Raw genomic sequence first — 18727 nt, 5'->3', positions numbered from 1 at the left:
ATGATACGTATTATGAAAGAACGAAATAAAAAGGTATCGATTCCCGTCTTCTGGATTTCGGTGGTCGCCCTGGCGCTCACGTCCGGCTGCGAGAACTACCTGGACCGCGAACCGCTCAGCGACTACCTGTCGTCTAATTTCTATAACAACGAAGGAGCCATCCGGCAAGGTGCCAATGGTGTATACCAGCGCTTGAAGATGGATCATGCGAGTTCATCTTCCATCCCGCTGTCCGTGCTGTGGGATATGTACACGCCGTTTGGCATTGAGCGGGCAGACAATACATCGATAGGGGTGGGCAATGTAGACCTGCGTTCAAATTTCACGAATGAGCAAACGTGGGCGATATTATATACCTCCATTGCCCGCTGCAATACAGTACTGGATGGCGCTGCACCTTTTTACGATCAGTTGAATGACAACGCCAAAATTTACCTGGCAGAGATAAAGACCCTCCGGGCGCACTTTTACATCCAACTGGTTAGCCTGTATGGTGATGTTCCTTATTTTCCCATCGGGGTTACCGCCGAGCAACTCAGGAGCGTGGAACGGACACCGTGGAACGAGGTCGTGGACCTGATTATTGCTGACTTGGATGCAGCTGTAGCGGTGCTTCCGTGGACGGCACTGGAGTGGGGTCGGGTTGATAAATCCGTAGCGTTAGGCCTTAAATCGCGGATTGCACTTTATGCCGGTTCATGGGCGAAATTCGGATACGGAAAAGATGGAGCGACAGACGACGCGAAGGCAGAAGCCTATTTCCGGCACGCCGAAACCGCAGCAAAACGGGTAATGGATGAAAGTGGCCGCAGCTTGGCTAATAACTTCAACGACCTCTTTACCCGCGCGGGGCAGCTAAAAGCCGACGCGAAGAGCGAGACGATGTTGTTCATGATGTTTTCGGATTTTGGAAGCAAAAGTACACATTACCTGTCGCTCGGTGAACAAGTTCGGATGATCGGACAAAGCGGACGGTTCCCAACGCAGCAATTGGTTGACACCTACGAGATGGCCAACGGAAAGCGGATTGACGAACCGGGGTCCGGATACGATCCGAAAAAACCTTTTGATAACCGGGATCCCCGATTAAAGTATTCCATCTATACGCACCACGATACAATCATCGGAAATACAGGAAGCAATAAGCAGAAATTTCTGATGGAATTGTACAAGCCCAAAACCAAAGCGTGGGATGCCGAGGGAAACGAGCGGGAAGTGGACAACGCGGACTATGCCGGGGCAGTAGCTCAATATGGGTACGTACAGAGCGGTGTCGGCTTTGCCTGGAAAAAGTATAACCACTTTGACGATGAGGCATCAGCAACGCCTACCTATAACATCCTGATTATGCGGTATGCAGAAATACTGCTGAACTATGCAGAAGCCAAAATTGAACTTGGTGAGATGGATGCGACGGTTGTAAATGCGGTCGATCAGGTACGAACCAGGGTCGGCATGCCGGGGATCCTCACCGTAGACCCATCGCGCAACGGTGATGAGGCCAAGATGCGGCAAATTGTCAGACGCGAACGCAAGGTTGAGTTTTCCCGGGAATCTTTGCATTTCTTTGATATGCGTAGGTGGCGTATCGGCGACCTGCAAAACGCGGAGCCTACCTACGGCTACCCGTTGGCAAGCGGCGTCAATGCGGCCCAGGGAATTTATCCCGACGGATATGAGCAGGTTACGCCGGATATGGTGCCGTCGTATGGGCCGGCCGGATCGGAACGCGACCTCAACGATATAGCCAGCTATCAGGCATATGCAAGCAAACTGAGGGTGCGCGATAGAGATCGCATGTGGGACGACAAGCTGTATCTGTGGCCAATTCCACAGACCGAACGGAACAAAGCCCCCTGGCTGACACAGAATGCAGGATATGGTGAATAGACTCAAGCAAGAAATGAATCAGGTTATGAAAAAGATACGAATCGTAACGTGGCCTAGCATCCTGACGCTGATGTTCGCCTGCGTATTGACAGTTTCCTGTGAAAAGGAAAAATTAGACGACAGAGCCTTTGAGGGCGTAGACATTGTCGGCGTAAAAATAAACGGCGACCTTTTCCTGCCGCAAAATAATGATCAGTCGGTGGTGGTTACACTTCCGGCAGGGCAAGATCTTTCCCGTGTAAATCTACAGTTATTGGTTGCCAATGGGGAATTGGTAGGATTTGAGAACAGCAGGGAATACGATTGCCGTAAGCCCCTTAACATTCAGCTGAAAGGGGCTGATGGCAGTCAACGCGAAGTGACGCTGAAAGTTCAGTCGCCCCCCGCATTGGCTAGCTTCATCATCGAAGGGCTGGCTGTGGAGGCCGACCACATCCATTTTGCCGAAGCATCGCTCATTGTCCAGGTTCCCGAAGGAACCGACCTTTCCAATCTGGCGGTTACCCTAGAATTCCTGAACGGTACGTTGGTTGATTTCGCCAATGGCCAAGCGGACGATTATACGGAACCGAAGAGCCTCACCCTACTAGCGGTCGATGAAGAGACGCGCTATACGTACGATTTCATCATCACAACGCAGGATGTCGGGCCGGCGTCAGTGCAGGGAATGACCATCAACGGCGTACCCACGGATTCCGTGGTCGTGGTCGAAAGCTCGACACTGGTTCCATATATAACGGGTCTGGCCGATTTTTCAGCTGCCGACGTGGTGCTGGAAACCGGGTTTGGAAACCGGTTGGACCCCGCATTTACGGGAAAAGGGCTTAATTTGCTGGCGGGCGACAACCAAGTGAAAATAACCGGGTCGGATGGGATAGAAAAGACATTCACCATCGCGCGGCCAAGGTTATCCTTGACGCCACTGGTGGAAAAAACTTACAACCAGTTCGGTTTCGGTGCAAACGATATGGCGGGCGTCGCCTTCAGCGGCAACCATATCGTCATTGCCAATTATTCCGCGGTGGCACCTACCGAGATTGGGCCCAATTACTACGACTTGGACGGCAAACCGGTAGGTATGCTGGACAAGACAGGGGTGGAAATTGCGCACAGCTTGCGTAAACTGGCGTCGGACGACGAAGGGCGACTGCTCGTGGTATCGCTGGGTATTACCAGTGATCAGCAGACGATTTACCGGTGGGATAACGTCACTGCAAAACCGGTTCCCTATATCACATATTCGAAGGCCACACTGGGCATCGATGCGAATCCGCGGACAGCAGGCATCAACATAACCGGTAGCCTCGATGGGGACGCGATCATTACCGTGGGCCTTGCGCAGCGTTCTGAAGTATACGTGTGGAAGGTGCAGGGAGGCGTGCTAAACAAAACGCCATCTAAGTTCGCTATTCCGTTTGATCGCACCGCTTATTACTGGAGCGTGGAACCGATGCCAATCGGAACCGACGGCTATGTCAGTGCGATTGTTGGCAATAGTTTCAGCGGAATTGCATCGCTGACCAGCACCTTCGACGCTGATTTTCAACAGTCGGGCATCATGACGTCGGATTGCAAGATAAAGGAATACAACGGCCGCACGTATCTGGCGTATACAGCGTACGTCTCCGGAAAGGGGGCGTTGTTCCGGATTTGCGATATTACAGATGGCGGCGCCAATTCCTACCAACAGCCGATCTTTGAAAAATGGATGGCTTCGGGCGAACCCAATGGAAATAATACCATGGATGCCGATATGGCAGTGATCAATGGTAAATTGCACGCGGTGTTTGCCTGCACGAATATCGGTTTACAGCTGTATAAACTTGAAAATTAAGTTCCGAATATGAAGAAATTATCATTTATTGCCGGTTTTGCAATGCTCCTATGGACGGTTTTGCTGGCCTGCAGCGAGGAAAAAGCAACTCCGGATGAACCCGAAACGGGAGGGGATCCGATTACCACGTTTTTTAAGGGAGAAGTACGGCCTAGTGAAACGCTGCCGTGTTTCAGCGGCGCTTATTACCGGAAAGTGGTATCTAGTAAAGATAAATGGCTGGGTATCGGCGGAAAGGTTGTGCTGCCGCAAATCACCTTTGATGAAAACCGCAAAAATCCGAACAAGCCCGGGCAATATCTCGACAATCCGTCGATTTATCTGGGCGGCAACATGGGCGGCCAGGAAACGGATATCGGATTGACATGGGAGGTGATCCGGGATGAAAACGGGAACGTGACGGCCGACCGCCGGGCATTCCGCCCTTTCCTCCGGCGGACAGGCTATTCCGCGACGGGGCAGCAGGCAGCCTACGAGAATGCACCTGCTGAAAGTCAGTACTATTGGTATCCGGGAGATGAGGTAGAGATATCCATCAGGGTGCTGGAAAACAAAAAAATCCGGTTTGTGGTCGCCGGCGAAGGTAAGCGGTTTGAGCGTGACTTTGATTGCGATGGATATAACGTGAATAGCTTCGGTGAGTTCAAGCGGGTGAACGCCATTGACCAGGTGGCCAACGAAGGTAAACCTGTACAGCCTACACAAACAGAAGTGACCGGAGCCGAATGGAAGGAAACCCATTATTTCCGGCTGTACGAAGGGGAAGTCGTGGAGGTTCCGGTACACAACCAGCGGTTTACCGATATGCGATGTCCCGGACGGAACCATTTTAATATCATTGCCACCGACGAAGAACTGAAGGTTGGCGCGGAGAAAATAAACATAAGCGGATCAGGTTATTAACAAGAATCAGATGGTGACGGTTAGGGTGTGGTTAGTCAGATGGATAGGGTTATTCTCGCTCATTGTATGTGGTGGGATTGGTCCGGTAGCTGCAAAGATGAAAATTTTGCTGGTGCCGCTGGATGATCGACCAAGCAGTTGGCAATTTCCCCAAAAGATGGGCGAGATCGGCGATGTGGATGTGGTCTTGCCTCCCCGGGCGCTGTGGGGTCGGTTTATGGAACCCGGCCAATCCGATCGGATCGTTTCATGGATCCGTTCGCAGGATCTGTCGACTTATGATGCAGCCATCGTAGCCGTCGACATGCTGGCGTATGGCGGATTGGTCGGCTCCCGTACGTATCAGGTGAGCTCGTCAGCAGCGCTGCGGCGGATCCGGGTATTGGAGGAGATGCGTTCAAAGGCTCCCGGACTAAAGATTTATGCACAGAATGTCATCATGCGGCTAGCGCTGACATATGACCGAGAAAATGCGGCCTATTACAGTAAATTTTCTGAATGGGCAAAAATCAGTGCCTCCACGGATGCGGCATCACGGCAACGGACGGCCGAATTCGAAAAGGAAATCCCTGGGCATATACTGAAAAACTACCTCCGGGCCCGCAAGCGGAACCTGCAGAGTAACCTAGCGGCCATCCGTCTGGTCAAAAAGGGCGTGGTCGATTTCCTGATCCTTTCGCAAGACGATGCCTCGCCGGTTGGCATTCATGTTGCAGACCGGGAAAAGCTGAAACAGGCAATCAAAGAACTCGGCGTAACCAGCAAAGTAGCGATACAACCGGGCGCCGACGAGGTGTCTATGCTGCTCCTGGCCCGGGCCCTGAACACGTTCCATCATCAGCGTACCGCGGTGAAAGCCATCTATTGCTCGGAAGAAAAGGCCAATACCGTAATGCCCTATGAAGATGTGCCGCTACGGGAAACCGTGAGTCACCACCTAGCGGCTGCTGGGGCAAGCGAAGTGCAGGACGAGGAAGAAGCAGACCTGCTGTTTTTTGTATTTGCCTCCCGCGATGTAGCCGGCCGGGCAGAAACATTTGTGGAAGAGATAGCCCGATACGTGGAGCAAGGAAAACGGGTGGCCGTAGCGGACGTGGATCCCATCGGAAATATTCAGGGCGGTGATGAGACCTTTACATCGTTGTTGATCCGCGAGGGGCTGATGCCGCGCCTTAGCGGCTATGCCTCGTGGAATACAGCGGGTAACACGATTGGGACCGTACTTCCCCAAGGGCTTATCTTTACGTTGACAGACAGTCGGCTTATGACCGATCCGGCGACGAGCCGGAAGGTCATGGCCGCACATCGGTGGTTTACGCTACATCGCGTAATGGACGATTATTATTACCATAACTTAGTCAGGAAAAAAACGCAGGGCTACATGAAAGCCGAAGGTCTGGGATCACTGATCATGGATGAGGAACAAGCCCGTGGCGTGGAGCAATATGCGAGAACGCTGATGCATGATTTCTTTGACGGGTTTACCGAGACGTTTTTTAGAGACGTAGCCACCGAGAAGCAACAAATACATTGCAAATGCATAGGCGATATCCGCTTTTCCCTACCTTGGAACCGTACATTTGAGGCTGAAATTGATTTTGATATCGAATGCGCCCTTAATTAACAGATGATGAGACGCAGGAATTTTTTAGAAACATTAGCAGTGGGTAGCAGCCTTTTTGCAGTTGCTCCGTTATCGAGCTTATCTGCACAGGCAGCGGTTAAACAGATTAAGAAATCCGATGGAACGGAACAGCTGGAAGCAGATGTCGTTATTGCGGGCGGCGGCTTGGGTGGCTTCGCCGCAGCGATGGCTGCCCTCCGTAACGGGCAGTCGGTCATCATGACCGAAGAAACCGATTGGATCGGCGGACAACTGACCCAGCAAGGGGTGCCGCCCGATGAGCACGCATGGATAGAAACGACCGGTGCTACGCAGCTGTACCGCGACTTCCGGAACGGCGTGCGGGATTACTATCGGAAAAACTATCCGCTAACTGAGGCGGCGAAGGATAATCCGCTATTAAACCCCGGAAACGGTGTTGTGTCGCAGTTGTGCCACGAACCACGCGTGGCCCTGGCCGTGCTGACCGATATGCTAAATCCATACCTCAGCACCGGACAGCTAATACTGTTGTTGGAGCACAAGGTCACCGCCGCGGATACAGATGGCGATCGAGTGAACGCAATCCATGTAAAAGAAAGCCGGACCGGAGCCATGAAAAAGCTGGCGGCGCCTTTTTTTGTGGACGCCACAGAGCTGGGCGATTTATTGCCGCTTACGGGAACGGAGTTTGTTACGGGAACGGAGTCGAAAACGGACACCGATGAGTTGCATGCGCCCGAAAAAGCCGACCCGTCCAACAACCAGGCGTTTACCATGTGCTTCGCAATGGATTATATACCGGGGGAAGACCATACCATCAAGAAACCCGACAATTATACCTTCTGGCGGAATCACGTGCCAGACCTTACCCCGCCCTGGCCGGGAAAATTACTGGAATTGCACTACTCCAATCCGAAAACGCTTCAGCCAAAAAAACTGGGGTTTGACCCCCGGGGAGGGGAAACGGGCGATGCGCTGAACCTTTGGAATTACCGGAAAATTATTAGTAAGGCTAATTTTGTGCCCGGAACGTACCCGGGGGAAATTACGTTGGTAAACTGGCCACAGAACGACTACATGCTGGGTAACATTGTGGGGGTTTCCGAAGAAGAATTTAACAAGCATGTAGCGGCCGCCAAGGTATTGAGCCTTTCGTTGCTTTATTGGTTGCAAACCGAAGCTCCCAGGCCAGACGGCGGAAAAGGATGGCCGGGGCTACGGCTGCGAAAAGACATCATGGGTACAAGCGACGGATTGGCGAAATACCCTTATGTACGTGAATCGCGCCGCATCAAAGCGTTGTTTACGATACGTGAGGAACATGTAGGCAAAGCAAACCGTGAAAGGGTTGCGCAGACCAATAAAGACAAAGCCGCCGAATTTTACGATAGTGTGGGTATCGGCTATTATCACATCGATCTGCATCCCAGCAGCAACCGGGTAAATTACGTTGATTTTGATTCCTTGCGGTTTCAGATTCCGTTGGGGGCCCTGCTGCCCATCCGGATGAAGAATTTGCTGCCGGCCAATAAAAATATCGGAACGACACACATCACCAACGGATGTTATCGCCTCCACCCCGTGGAGTGGAGTATCGGAGAAGCGGTCGGGCTACTTATTTCGTATGCCCACAAGAAGGCGTTAACACCTGCTGAAGTGCGGAAAGACGGAAAGATCCTTGCGGATTTCCAATCATTTATCCGAAGCCAAGGTATCGAAACTGCTTGGCCGGAACAGCAATAGACTACCCATGGTATCAAGAAGAAACTCGTAAGATGAACAACTAATCATAGCGGATGGATTGTAGTCACTGATCGTAGATTCGGATGCAGCGCAAAGCAACATTGAACGACCAAATGTTGATGGAACGTCTTAGAGAAGGCGATGAGGCTGCCTTTGCCACATTGTACGATCGATACTGGCCAATATTGTTCCGACAGGCACGTCGATTATTGCGAGATGAAGATGAAATCAGGGATGTACTACAGGATACCTTTACCACCCTGTGGGAAAAGGCACATGCCATCGAGCCCAGGATTTCGCTTTCTGCATACCTCCACGCATTAGTGCGTAACCGGATATTAAACCTATTGCTGAGAAGCAAGGTGAAGGATAAATATTTAGCTTCATTGGTACACTTTTCGGAGCAGATGGAAGCCCCGGCAGATTTTGCCATCCGGGAAAAGCAAATGGCACGGCAAATTGAGGACGAGCTAAACCGGTTGCCGGATAAAATGCGTGAAGTGTTCGAATTAAGCCGGAAGCATAGCCTTACTTACTATGAAATTGCAGGTAAACTGCATATCTCCCAAAACACGGTCAAGAAGCAAATCAGTAATGCCATCCGGCAACTCCGATTGAAGTTGGGAATTTTTTAGTTTTTTTTCTTTTCGTCTTACACAAGGCGGTAATCATCTTGTCTTATTAGAAAGCGCACGGCTCCCGCGCCCCTTTGGGCACAACAAGTCGACAGTGGTTTTATGGATAAGAAGCAGGTAGAACAATTATTGAGGCGGTATCTCGACGGACGGTGTTCACCAAAGGAACAACGTTTGGTGGAATTATGGTACCACGAGTTGCTAGACGAAGAAAAGCAGCGGGATGAAATAGCGATAGATGAGGGTCGGCTGAAAAGAGAGGTTTGGAAACATACTCGCAAACGACGCCCGGCGCACCTGCGCCGTTTTGTAGCAGCGGCCGCCGTTTTGTTTGTGGTAGCGACAGGTATTTATTTCTATAAGTACAAGGCCTCCCGGCACCTTGGGGAGGAGACGACTGTACAGGAAATCGCGGCTATCCAAACGAGCAGGAACCACATTGTGCTTAAGCTGGCCGATGGAACGCTGGTAGACCTGGACGAGAACCAGGAAGGCATTTTAATAGGCCCCCATATTACTTACCTGGATGGTTCTTCAATCGAGAGCCCCGTACAGCTTGATCTGCAACGGATGACAATAGCAACCCCAAGGGGCGGTCAGTACCGGGTAATTCTTCCAGACGGCACGGAGGTCTGGTTGAATGCGGCAACGACATTGGAATTTGAGTTGCAACCCGACGACAGCGAACGGATCGTTACGCTCAACGGTGAAGCCTATTTTGACGTTAGCAGCCGCCAGAGCCGCGAAGGGGGGAAGGCGACGTTCACGGTGAAGACCCGGCGGCAAGAGGTAACCGTGCTCGGCACGGGGTTCAATGTGTCGGCTTATGAAGAGTCGCCCCAGACGGTAACTACACTGGTGCATGGCGCAGTGCGTGTAAGCGGCATAGACCCCGTGCACCATAGCCCCGTGGCTGAACCCCTGATGCTGGAACCGGGCTTTCAAGCGGTCACGACAGCACAGCATACCGAAAAGCTGGTCGCCAATTTGGAATCGGCCATGGGATGGAAAAATGGCGATTTCGTTTTTGATGGTTCTTCCATTCGTGAGATTATGCAACAATTAGCGCGTTGGTATGACATGGACGTAGCGTATCGCGGCACCGTGCCGAACGAAGCCTTCGGCGGCAAAATAGCGAGGTCTAAAAAACTCAGCGAAGTCTTGCGTGTCTTGGAGCTTACCGGAGGCGTCACATTTACCATAGAAGACCGGACAATTATTGTTAACCCTAATGAATAGAAAGAGCGTATGAAACATCATTAAACATAGCCGATCCCAATTGAATAACTTTTTATAACCAAAAAAACAAAAAATGAGATTATTGACTTTTTTCATGTTGCTAACCTGCATTCAGGTAAATGCGGCCGCATTGGCCCAACGCGTTACCATAAATGTCAGGAACGGGCTCTTGGTGGATATCTTCGATGAAATCCGCAAGCAAAGCGATGTAGACTTTGTGTACCGCGATGCCCAGATGAAGCGGGCGAATCGTGTAACGATTGACATCCGCCAGGCGCCGATAGGCGAAGCGCTGGCCGTGATTTTTAAGGACCAACCGCTAACTTACAAGATTGAAAAAAACACGATTGTTGTTCGTGATAAACGGCACGATCAAGCGGAAAATACCGTCGAAAAAGCCTCCGTGCACCAACAGCCTGTTTCGGGTTCGGTTACCGACTCGGTGAATGCACCGATAGAAGGGGTTTCGGTGATGGTAAAAGGGCAACAGCGCGGTACGACTACGGGAAAGGATGGCCGATTTGTTATCGAAGCGCAACAAGGCGATGTGCTGGTTTTTAGTATCATAGGCTATGAATCAGAGGAGGTGGCCGTAGGCGAAGGGGATATCCGCGTGGTATTGGCTATGCAGTCTTCCAATTTGGAGGAAGTGGTGGTGGTTGGATATGGGGTTCAACGGAAACGGGACCTCACCGGCGCCGTTAGCCAAATCAAAGGCGAGGATATCAAGAATATGCCCGTGCGCAATGCGACGGAAGCGCTGCAAGGGCAAGTGGCGGGGGTATTGATCACTTCCACCGGGGGAAGCCCGGGTACGCCGCCTGCGGTCCGGATCCGGGGCGTGGGGACGCTGAATGATAACAATCCACTGTATGTGGTAGACGGGCTACCCCAATCTGACATCGGCTGGCTCAACCCGAACGACATTACGTCTATGGAGGTATTAAAAGATGCCTCTGCAACCGCTATCTACGGCGCCAGAGCCGCCAACGGTGTGATCATGGTTACGACAGCAAAGGGGTCGATGACGGGCAATGAACTCCACAGCCTTGTTACGTATGATACCCATGTGGGTTTCCAGAATCCGGTAAAAACCTATGATATGATGAATGCCGCTGAATTTATGGATTATAAAAACTTGGCAAATGTAAATGCGGGTCTGGACCCATTTTTTTCAGAAGACGAGAAATCGGAGGTGTTGGATTTCCTGCGGACCAATTTTGGCAATGAAGAAGGTACCAATTGGTGGAAAGAAATCAACAATCGGAATGCGGTTGTCCAAAATCATGGTGTTTCGATATCCGGTGGGATGAAAGACCTCGCCTATCGGACCAGCTTGCAATACATGGATCAACAAGGGATTATCAAAGGGTCAGATTACGACCGTTTGTCCTGGCGTAGCAATTTCAATCACAACATCCGCGAATGGTTGCGGCTTTCAGGAAACTTCGGGCTGATCAATGAAACTCGGGGGAATGTGCTGGAAGGAAGCCCGGGCTTCAATACGGCGTTCATCGCATTTGCGGCTGACCCGATATCACCGGTATATCGGACTAACCTGACCAATATCCCGGGCTTCCTAGAAGATGCTTTTTTCCTGGATCGCATCGATCAGAATAACCCCTGGTCGTTTTATGCACCGATTTTGCTGACGAATAAGCAAAACCCTGTGTCGCAAACCGCTATTTATGAAGCGAACAAGTGGCGGGGCAATGCCATTAAAGGGGGCACCGCTCTGGATATTGATTTGTACAAAGGGTTGAAATTCCGGAGTAATTTCGGTATCGATATGGCCCGGGGGGTGTCGGATGGTTTTACACCCGCCTATTACCTGGATGGCGAACAGTTCAATTCGGATGCAACGGTGAGTAAAAGTTATTCAAAGACGGATTACTGGGTGTGGGAAAACACGTTATCCTACGAAAAAAGGATGGATGATCATCACTTCACCCTGTTGGCAGGTACCTCTGCCGAGCAATGGAAAAGCGAGTCTACCGGTGCTTCTAAACAGGGTTTGGTGTCTAATGATCCGAGCCAGTGGATTATCGACGCTGCCAGCATCAATCCGGGCGCATCCGGTTCCAAATGGGAGATGGCACTCAATTCCTATTTCGGCAGGGTGTTTTATTCATTCAAAGAACGATACATGGTTACCGCCAATTTTCGATACGACGGATCCTCAAATTTCGGTGATGGGCAGCGATGGGGTGCATTCCCCTCGGTTTCCGTCGGATGGAATTTTAAGGACGAAGCATTCCTCGAAGGCTGGGACTGGCTCAATACGGGAAAACTCCGTGCCAGCTGGGGCGAGATCGGTAACCAGAACATTAGCCGGGGCGCCTACCTGACTACCTATTCGGGCAATATGGGCTATTACCTGTTTGGACCCTATGTTCCCCAACTGGGTGGGGGAAGTAACTACTTAGGCAATCCACTGGTTCAGTGGGAGACCACCGAACAGATTGATGTAGGATTGGAACTCGGTTTCCTAGACCGGAAATTGAACGTAGTCGTCGATGCTTACCAGAAAACCACAGATGGCATGTTGCTTAACGTGCCGCTGCCGGTATACCTGGGCTTTCCAAACAACCCTTGGAGCAATGCCGGAGGGGTACGCAACCGGGGGATAGAGTTTGATTTATCGTACCAGGATAAAGCCGGAGCGTTGGGGTATTCCATCGGTGTGAATGCATCAACGTTTCAGAATGAGGTGCTTAGCTTAGGTGGCGGAGAGCCCATTGCCGGGGGAGGCTGGATCAGCTATACAACTACGCGAACCGAAGAAGGGATGCCCATTGGGTACTTCTATGGATTTAAAACCGATGGTATCTTCCAGTCGGAGCCGGAGGTGGACGATTATATCCAGGCCGGGGCCAGGCCGGGCGACCTACGGTTTGTAGATACCAATAACGATGGTGTCATCGATAACAATGACCGTACTAACATCGGGGATCCGTTCCCGGATTTGACTTATGGGCTGCGGCTGGGGCTTGATTATAAAAACTTCGACCTTCAGATGGTGGTGCAGGGAACATTGGGGAATGACATCATGAATATCGCTAAAATCGATATGAAATCAGGTGTGGGCTGGTATAACGCCCCAAGGGAGCTGTTGGACGAGGCTTGGTCGCCTACGAACCCCAGCAACACACAGTTTGCCATCAATGCCGTAAATACCAATAACCTGCAAGTGTCAGATTGGTTGGTGGAAGATGGGTCGTACCTGCGGATGAAGAGCTTGCAGGTGGGCTATACATTTCCCCGGTTCATGATGGAAGCCATCAAACTCCAAAGCATCCGTATTTGGGCCGGTGGGTATAACCTGCTGACGTTTACCGGCTATTCCGGGTTGGATCCGGAAATCGGAAGCGGGTCGCCGTTAAGTATGGGGGTCGACCAAGGATACTATCCACAGGCGAAGTCATTTATGTTTGGAATCAATGCGAGCTTTTAGCTCGTTCAAAAAGCTATTGAAATGAAAAAGCAACAATATGTTTTAGGCATAACCGCCCTCATACTGGTGATTTCCGGATGCAGCGGTGATTTTCTCGATAGACCACCTTACGGTGTGACAAACGAGCAGGATTTTTTTAAAACAAACGATGCGGGCATCAAATTGGTGACCAGTTGTTATCAGCCTATGTTGGATGGCTGGGGATATTCCGTCAATAAAGTGGCGCTGGGCGATGAAGTAGTAGACAATGCCGATGCCGGCGGGTCGGACCCGGGCGATCGTCCCCAGACAACGGAAGTGGGCCGGGGGCGCCCGCTGACCTCCAATCCGCTCTTGCTCGAATGTTGGTCGAATCGTTATAGGGGCATTGGTAAGTGCAACATTGCATTGGATGCTATTATGCGCGAAGGAGGCAATCTGGTTTCGGGTGGCGTCGCAATCCCCCAAGAGACGGTTGCACGTTATTTGGCCGAGATACGTTTTTTGCGTGCATGGTATTATTTTGACCTGATCACCGTATTCAAGGAAGTGCCATTGATAACCACCGTTGAGGAAACCGCCACGCGTAAGGAAAAGGCCAGTATCGTCGCATTGCGGGAGCAGTTATACAATGATCTGGATGCAGCGATCAACGAGCCTGATTTTCCGCGGTCGATGCAGCTAGCCGCGTCGGAGACAGGGCGAGCTTCAAAAGATGCAGCCTACGCCTTGAAGGCGAGAGCCGCATTGTTTTTTGCGGGGCTGATGGAACAAGGCCGTATGGACGGCGATGCTGCCGCAGAATACACGATTGCCAGAACCGCAGCGGGAGAAGTGGTGGAAAACGGTGGGTTGTCCCTGTTACCGGATTTTCAAGACCTGTTTAGGGGCGACTACGAAACGGGACCCTTCTCAAGCGAAAATATCTTCGGTGTATTGCGCGATTATAATCCGGCATTTGGTTTAGGCGGGGATGCCTTCGCCATTATGAATGTGGGACGAAACAACGTAGGCGGGTACGGCGGAAATACACCCACGCGGGATCTGGCAGCTTCATACGATCCGACCGATCCGCGGAAGTTGTTTACCATCATTAGCCACAACGACATATTCCGAACCTCAGCTGGCGGACAGGAGGTACATAACTACCAAGGCTATTTCAACGACTATAACCTGCAGCATAGCCGCAAAGCATTCGTTCCACAGCAATACCGCGAGAACAACGATCTGCTGCGCAGCAACTGGCAGCCGTATTGGATACGCTACGCGGAAGTGTTGCTCATCTATGCAGAAGCATCGTTGAAGAGCAATGGCAGCACTGCCGACGTGGTGGAGCGGATCAATGAAGTGAGGCGGCGGGCTTTTGTCACCACGTCGAAGACGGATGATCCGGCTATTTTCCGGAAGTTTGCGGCCGACCTGAAGCCGATCAGTGAACCTTTATTTGAATCGACATACGCCGTAAAAGCATCGGATGATCTGTTGGCAGCCATCAAACGCGAACGCCGTGCTGAACTGGCATTGGAAGGGTTGCGGCTCTATGATTTAATCCGTTGGGGCGACTATGCCAACACCATGCAGACGTTTTATGATACGTATGGGTTTGCGGATAAAGGCCGGGATGCGGGGACAGATAGTTGGCCTTTCCCTATTCCGCAGGTCGAGATCGACCGTTCCAACAATAAGCTGACGCAACATTCAAATTATTAGTATAACTTAGAAAGCCACTATCAGTATAATTTGGAAAGATGGAAGGGAAAAGATATAATCGAAGAGGTTTTGTAAAAGCCGCTTCTTCGGTCGCCGTGGGAGCAGGGATATTATACCATCCGATGCTGCAGGCGCGTACCCTAAGGGTACCACGGGGAAAGCGAATCGGTATCATCGGTCTGGATACTTCGCATAGCGAAGTGTTTACCCGGATGATTAATACGGGTAGTACAGAGATGCGTGGTTTCCGTGTGGTGGCGGCTTACCATCCCGAAACGAACCGCGATATCCTTAATGTAAAGCCAAAGATCGCTGCCGCCGTGCAAAAGCATGGCGCCATGCTTGTAAACAGTATGGACGAGTTGCTGGATGCTTGTGATGTGGTACTGCTGGAGACGATCGACGGGGTTCCGCACCTTGAGCAGGCGCTCCCGGTGCTGAAGGCGGGTAAACCTGTGTTCATCGACAAGCCGCTGTCTGCAACCTTGGAAGGAGCAAAAGCAATCGTTGCTGCCGCAGAAAAATACAATACCCCTTTCTTTTCTTCTTCCTCACTTCGTTTTGACGCAAATGTACAAAAGGTCGTGGCGGGAAACATCGGCCGCGTGACCGGGGCTGATGTGTTTACGCCGGCAGAAATGGAGCCAAGCCACCTGGATATGGCGTGGTACGCGCTGCATGGCCTGGAAATGCTGTATGCCGTCTTAGGACGGGGTTGTATATCCGTGACCCGGCTGTACCAAGAAGATACCGATATCATCATCGGTACCTGGGACGACGGGCGGATGGGTACGGTTCGGGGTGTGCGGAAATGGCCGGCAGGAATAGCAGGTACGGCATTCGGCGAAAAAGGAACAGCACCATTGGGACCGTTTTCCGAAGATACGTATAAGCAATTGATTGATCAGATTATCCAGTTCTTTGACAGTAAAGTGCCTCCGGTCACTGCTGCGGAGACGTTGGAACTTTTTTCTTTCATGCAGGCAGCCGACGAAAGCCGCAGAAACCAAGGGAGCCCCGTTTCCTTATCCTCTTTATTATTCTAACAACAAATGATGAACCAACCTTTGATTTTCTTTTGTTTGGGAGTTATTTTGTCTGCTTCGCTGGCATCCTGCAACCGTACAGGCAGCAGTGATCCGACCGTGAAACCCGACAGCAGCCGTTATACACGGACAGTACTCGCCGAAGGCCTTGATGAACCGATGGAAATGGTTATCCTTCCCGGAAACGATGTGCTGTTCGTGGAGCGCAAGGGCGGGGTGAGGTTGTACAAAGACGCTACGAAAGAGCTCCGTGCAGTGGCGAATTTGGAGGTATTCAGTGGCATCGAAGATGGGTTGTTGGGCGTCGTTGCCGATCCGGATTACGAGAAGAACCACTGGCTGTATTTCTACTATGCGGTGGGGGGCGAGAAGGCGGTGAGCCGGTTGTCGCGGATGGAGTTCCGCAACGACAGCCTGCTGCGGTCCACCGAGACCGTCATCCTTGAAATCCCAACGCAACGTATCTACTGCTGCCATTCTGCGGGGTACCTGAAGTTCGACAAGCATGGAAACCTCTACCTGTCTACGGGCGACAATACCAATGCCGAGGAAACGAATGGTTACACGCCAGTGGATGAACGCCCCGGGAGGGAGCTTTCCGACGATCAGGCCACGGCATCGAACACCAACGACCTCCGGGGGAAAATACTGCGGATCAAGCCACTGCCCGAAGGGGGGTATGCCATACCGGAAGGCAACCTGTTTCCCAAAGGTACAGCAGGTACACGGCCGGAAATCTATGTGATGGGTGCCCGCAACCCCTACCGTTTTAGTATCGATGCGGAGACGGGTTACCTGTATTTCGGCGACGTTGGCCCGGATACGAAATTGAAGGCGTCGGACGGGGAGTTGATGAGCTTCGACGAAATCAACCAGGTGCGCGAGCCGGGTTATTACGGCTGGCCGTATTTCCTGGGTAATAACGAGGTGTTCGGGAAATATGATTATGCAACGGGGGAACTCGGTCCCGGAAAAGATCCATCGAAGCCGATGAATGAATCGCCCAACAACACGGGACTGAAGAAACTGCCCCCAGCAAGGCCGGCAATGATCTGGTATGGGAAGAACAACTCAACATACTTCCCGCTGGTAGGCAACGGTGGAGCGAGCGCCATGGCAGGCCCCGTTTATCACAGCAAGCATTTTAAAAATGCACCGTATAAGCTTTCCCAATATTACGATGGGAAGCTTTTCATCTTCGAATGGATCAGGGGGTGGATCATGGCCGTAAGCTTTGATGAGGAAGGAAACTTCAAGGAAATGGAACCTTTCCTAGGCCATTGGAAATTCGATGCGCCGGTGGACATGCAATTTGCATCTGACGGCGCGATTTATCTGCTAGAGTACGGTACAAACTGGTTCTCGAAGAATACCAATGCCCGTTTGGTGCGGATTGAATACGCAGAGGGCAACCGTAAACCGGTGGCTTCGATAGTGGTCGACAAACAATATGGGGCGGCACCGTTGACCGTCTCTTTATCGGCCGGTGGATCCATGGACCACGACGACGGAGACGAGTTGTCCTTCCGTTGGCGCATGGAGGATGAAGACAATCACGGCGAGACCGTCTCCCATACGTTTGCCAAGCCGGGAATCTACGACGTGGAGCTGACCGTAAGCGATGGCCACGGCGGTGAAGGGACTACTTCGACCCGGGTTTATGTAGGCAATACACCACCGGATGTACACATCCGTACGTCGGCCAACCGCAGCTTTTACTGGGACGGCGGTACGCTGGATTATGCGGTAGAAGCAAGCGATAAGGAAGACAATGTATCCATGGACGATGTGGACCTGGCATTCGGCTATATACCCCATGGCAAAGACGCAGCACTGGTGCTGAGCGGCGGACAGGATCCGAACAGCTTGCGTTACCTGAAAGGGCAGCAGCTGATTGCCAACCTGGATTGCAAGTCGTGCCATTCCATCGATAAAGCATCCGTAGGCCCTACTTATCAGGCCGTGGCTGCCCGCTATGTGGATAAGCCGGGGGCAGAAGCGCTCCTGGTCAACAAAATAATCGATGGCGGCAGCGGCAACTGGGGAGAGCGGGCGATGTCACCACATCCCGAGTTGGCCGAGGGAGATGCGCGGGAAATGGTCCGTTATATCCTATCGCTCGGTGCCGGGCGGCAGAAGTTGCCGCCACGCGGCGTACTGCAGCTTGACAGCCATAGCGAGGGAGACACGGACGGTGCGTACTTGCTTAGTGCCCGCTATACGGATCAAGGAGCAAACGGAATCCAACCCTTGAACGGCAGCGACCATATCCTGCTACGCAATCCGCAGATCCAGGCAGAGGATTTCGATGCAGGAAATGTACGGATTGCTACGGTGACCACGGCCTTTATGTCCTACGTGTACGGAATCCAGAATGGAAGTTATATTTCTTTCCGGAATATCGACCTGACGCATGTGCGCCGTGTTGGCTACCGGGTACAGGCCAGCGGTGCGGGAGGCACCATCGAGGTACGCTTGGACAGTATCGCCGGACCGGTGGTTTCCCGTTTGGAAATACCAGCGGGTAATTTCAGCGGTGCGGAAGAGGGTTGGAAGGAAATGATGGGGTTGGTGGATGACATCGGTGACGTGCATGACCTCTATTTTGTATTTGTAAATGACGAGGTAGGGGATAAGGCGCTATTCAGCATCGATTGGCTGAAATTTTATAATCGATAGGGAGAAATA

General features: G+C 51.7%; 11 protein-coding genes. All 11 read left to right on the top strand.

The features are described from left to right. Window positions 1-12 precede the first annotated feature (12 nt). The 11 genes from NGM62_RS09595 to NGM62_RS09545 all read left to right on the top strand — a co-directional run bounded on the left by NGM62_RS09595 (window position 13) and on the right by NGM62_RS09545 (window position 18718). A complete protein-coding gene (locus NGM62_RS09595) occupies window positions 13-1890 on the top strand; it encodes a RagB/SusD family nutrient uptake outer membrane protein (protein WP_262247489.1) in 1878 nt (625 codons plus the stop codon). 25 nt (window positions 1891-1915) lie between these two features. Continuing rightward, entirely contained in the window at window positions 1916-3724 is a 1809-nt protein-coding gene (locus tag NGM62_RS09590; RefSeq protein ID WP_262247488.1) for a DUF5018 domain-containing protein, read from the top strand. A gap of 9 nt (window positions 3725-3733) precedes the next feature. Further along, window positions 3734-4627, top strand: a complete 894-nt coding sequence (locus NGM62_RS09585) for a hypothetical protein (RefSeq protein WP_262247487.1) — start codon at window positions 3734-3736, stop codon at window positions 4625-4627. 97 nt (window positions 4628-4724) lie between these two features. Further along, complete coding sequence (locus NGM62_RS09580) at window positions 4725-6251, top strand: DUF4127 family protein (RefSeq protein WP_262247486.1); 1527 nt, start codon at window positions 4725-4727, stop codon at window positions 6249-6251. Between the two features lie 3 nt (window positions 6252-6254). After that, window positions 6255-7976 carry an FAD-dependent oxidoreductase gene (locus tag NGM62_RS09575; RefSeq protein ID WP_262247483.1) on the top strand — a complete coding sequence of 574 codons (1722 nt, stop codon included), beginning with the start codon at window positions 6255-6257 and terminating at the stop codon, window positions 7974-7976. Window positions 7977-8095: 119 nt separating this feature from the next. Continuing rightward, window positions 8096-8611, top strand: a complete 516-nt coding sequence (locus NGM62_RS09570; protein WP_262247482.1) for an RNA polymerase sigma factor — start codon at window positions 8096-8098, stop codon at window positions 8609-8611. A gap of 102 nt (window positions 8612-8713) precedes the next feature. Then, a complete protein-coding gene (locus tag NGM62_RS09565) occupies window positions 8714-9850 on the top strand; it encodes a FecR family protein (RefSeq protein WP_262247480.1) in 1137 nt (378 codons plus the stop codon). Window positions 9851-9923: 73 nt separating this feature from the next. Beyond that, on the top strand, window positions 9924-13304 hold the full coding sequence (locus NGM62_RS09560; RefSeq protein WP_262247479.1) for a TonB-dependent receptor: 3381 nt from the start codon (window positions 9924-9926) through the stop codon (window positions 13302-13304). Between the two features lie 21 nt (window positions 13305-13325). Beyond that, window positions 13326-14993: a RagB/SusD family nutrient uptake outer membrane protein gene (locus NGM62_RS09555; RefSeq protein ID WP_262247477.1), complete on the top strand. Its 1668-nt coding sequence runs from the start codon at window positions 13326-13328 to the stop codon at window positions 14991-14993. 38 nt (window positions 14994-15031) lie between these two features. Then, window positions 15032-16039, top strand: coding sequence for a Gfo/Idh/MocA family protein (locus NGM62_RS09550; RefSeq protein ID WP_262247475.1), 1008 nt, complete (start codon window positions 15032-15034; stop codon window positions 16037-16039). Between the two features lie 6 nt (window positions 16040-16045). After that, window positions 16046-18718 carry a PQQ-dependent sugar dehydrogenase gene (locus NGM62_RS09545; RefSeq protein ID WP_262247473.1) on the top strand — a complete coding sequence of 891 codons (2673 nt, stop codon included), beginning with the start codon at window positions 16046-16048 and terminating at the stop codon, window positions 18716-18718. The last annotated feature ends 9 nt before the right edge of the window (window positions 18719-18727 follow it).

The sequence above is a fragment of the Parapedobacter soli genome (genome assembly GCF_025460835.1).
Lineage (GTDB): Bacteria > Bacteroidota > Bacteroidia > Sphingobacteriales > Sphingobacteriaceae > Parapedobacter > Parapedobacter soli.
Note: the sequence above shows the minus strand (reverse complement) of the source record. Positions and strands in the feature narration are given on the sequence as shown.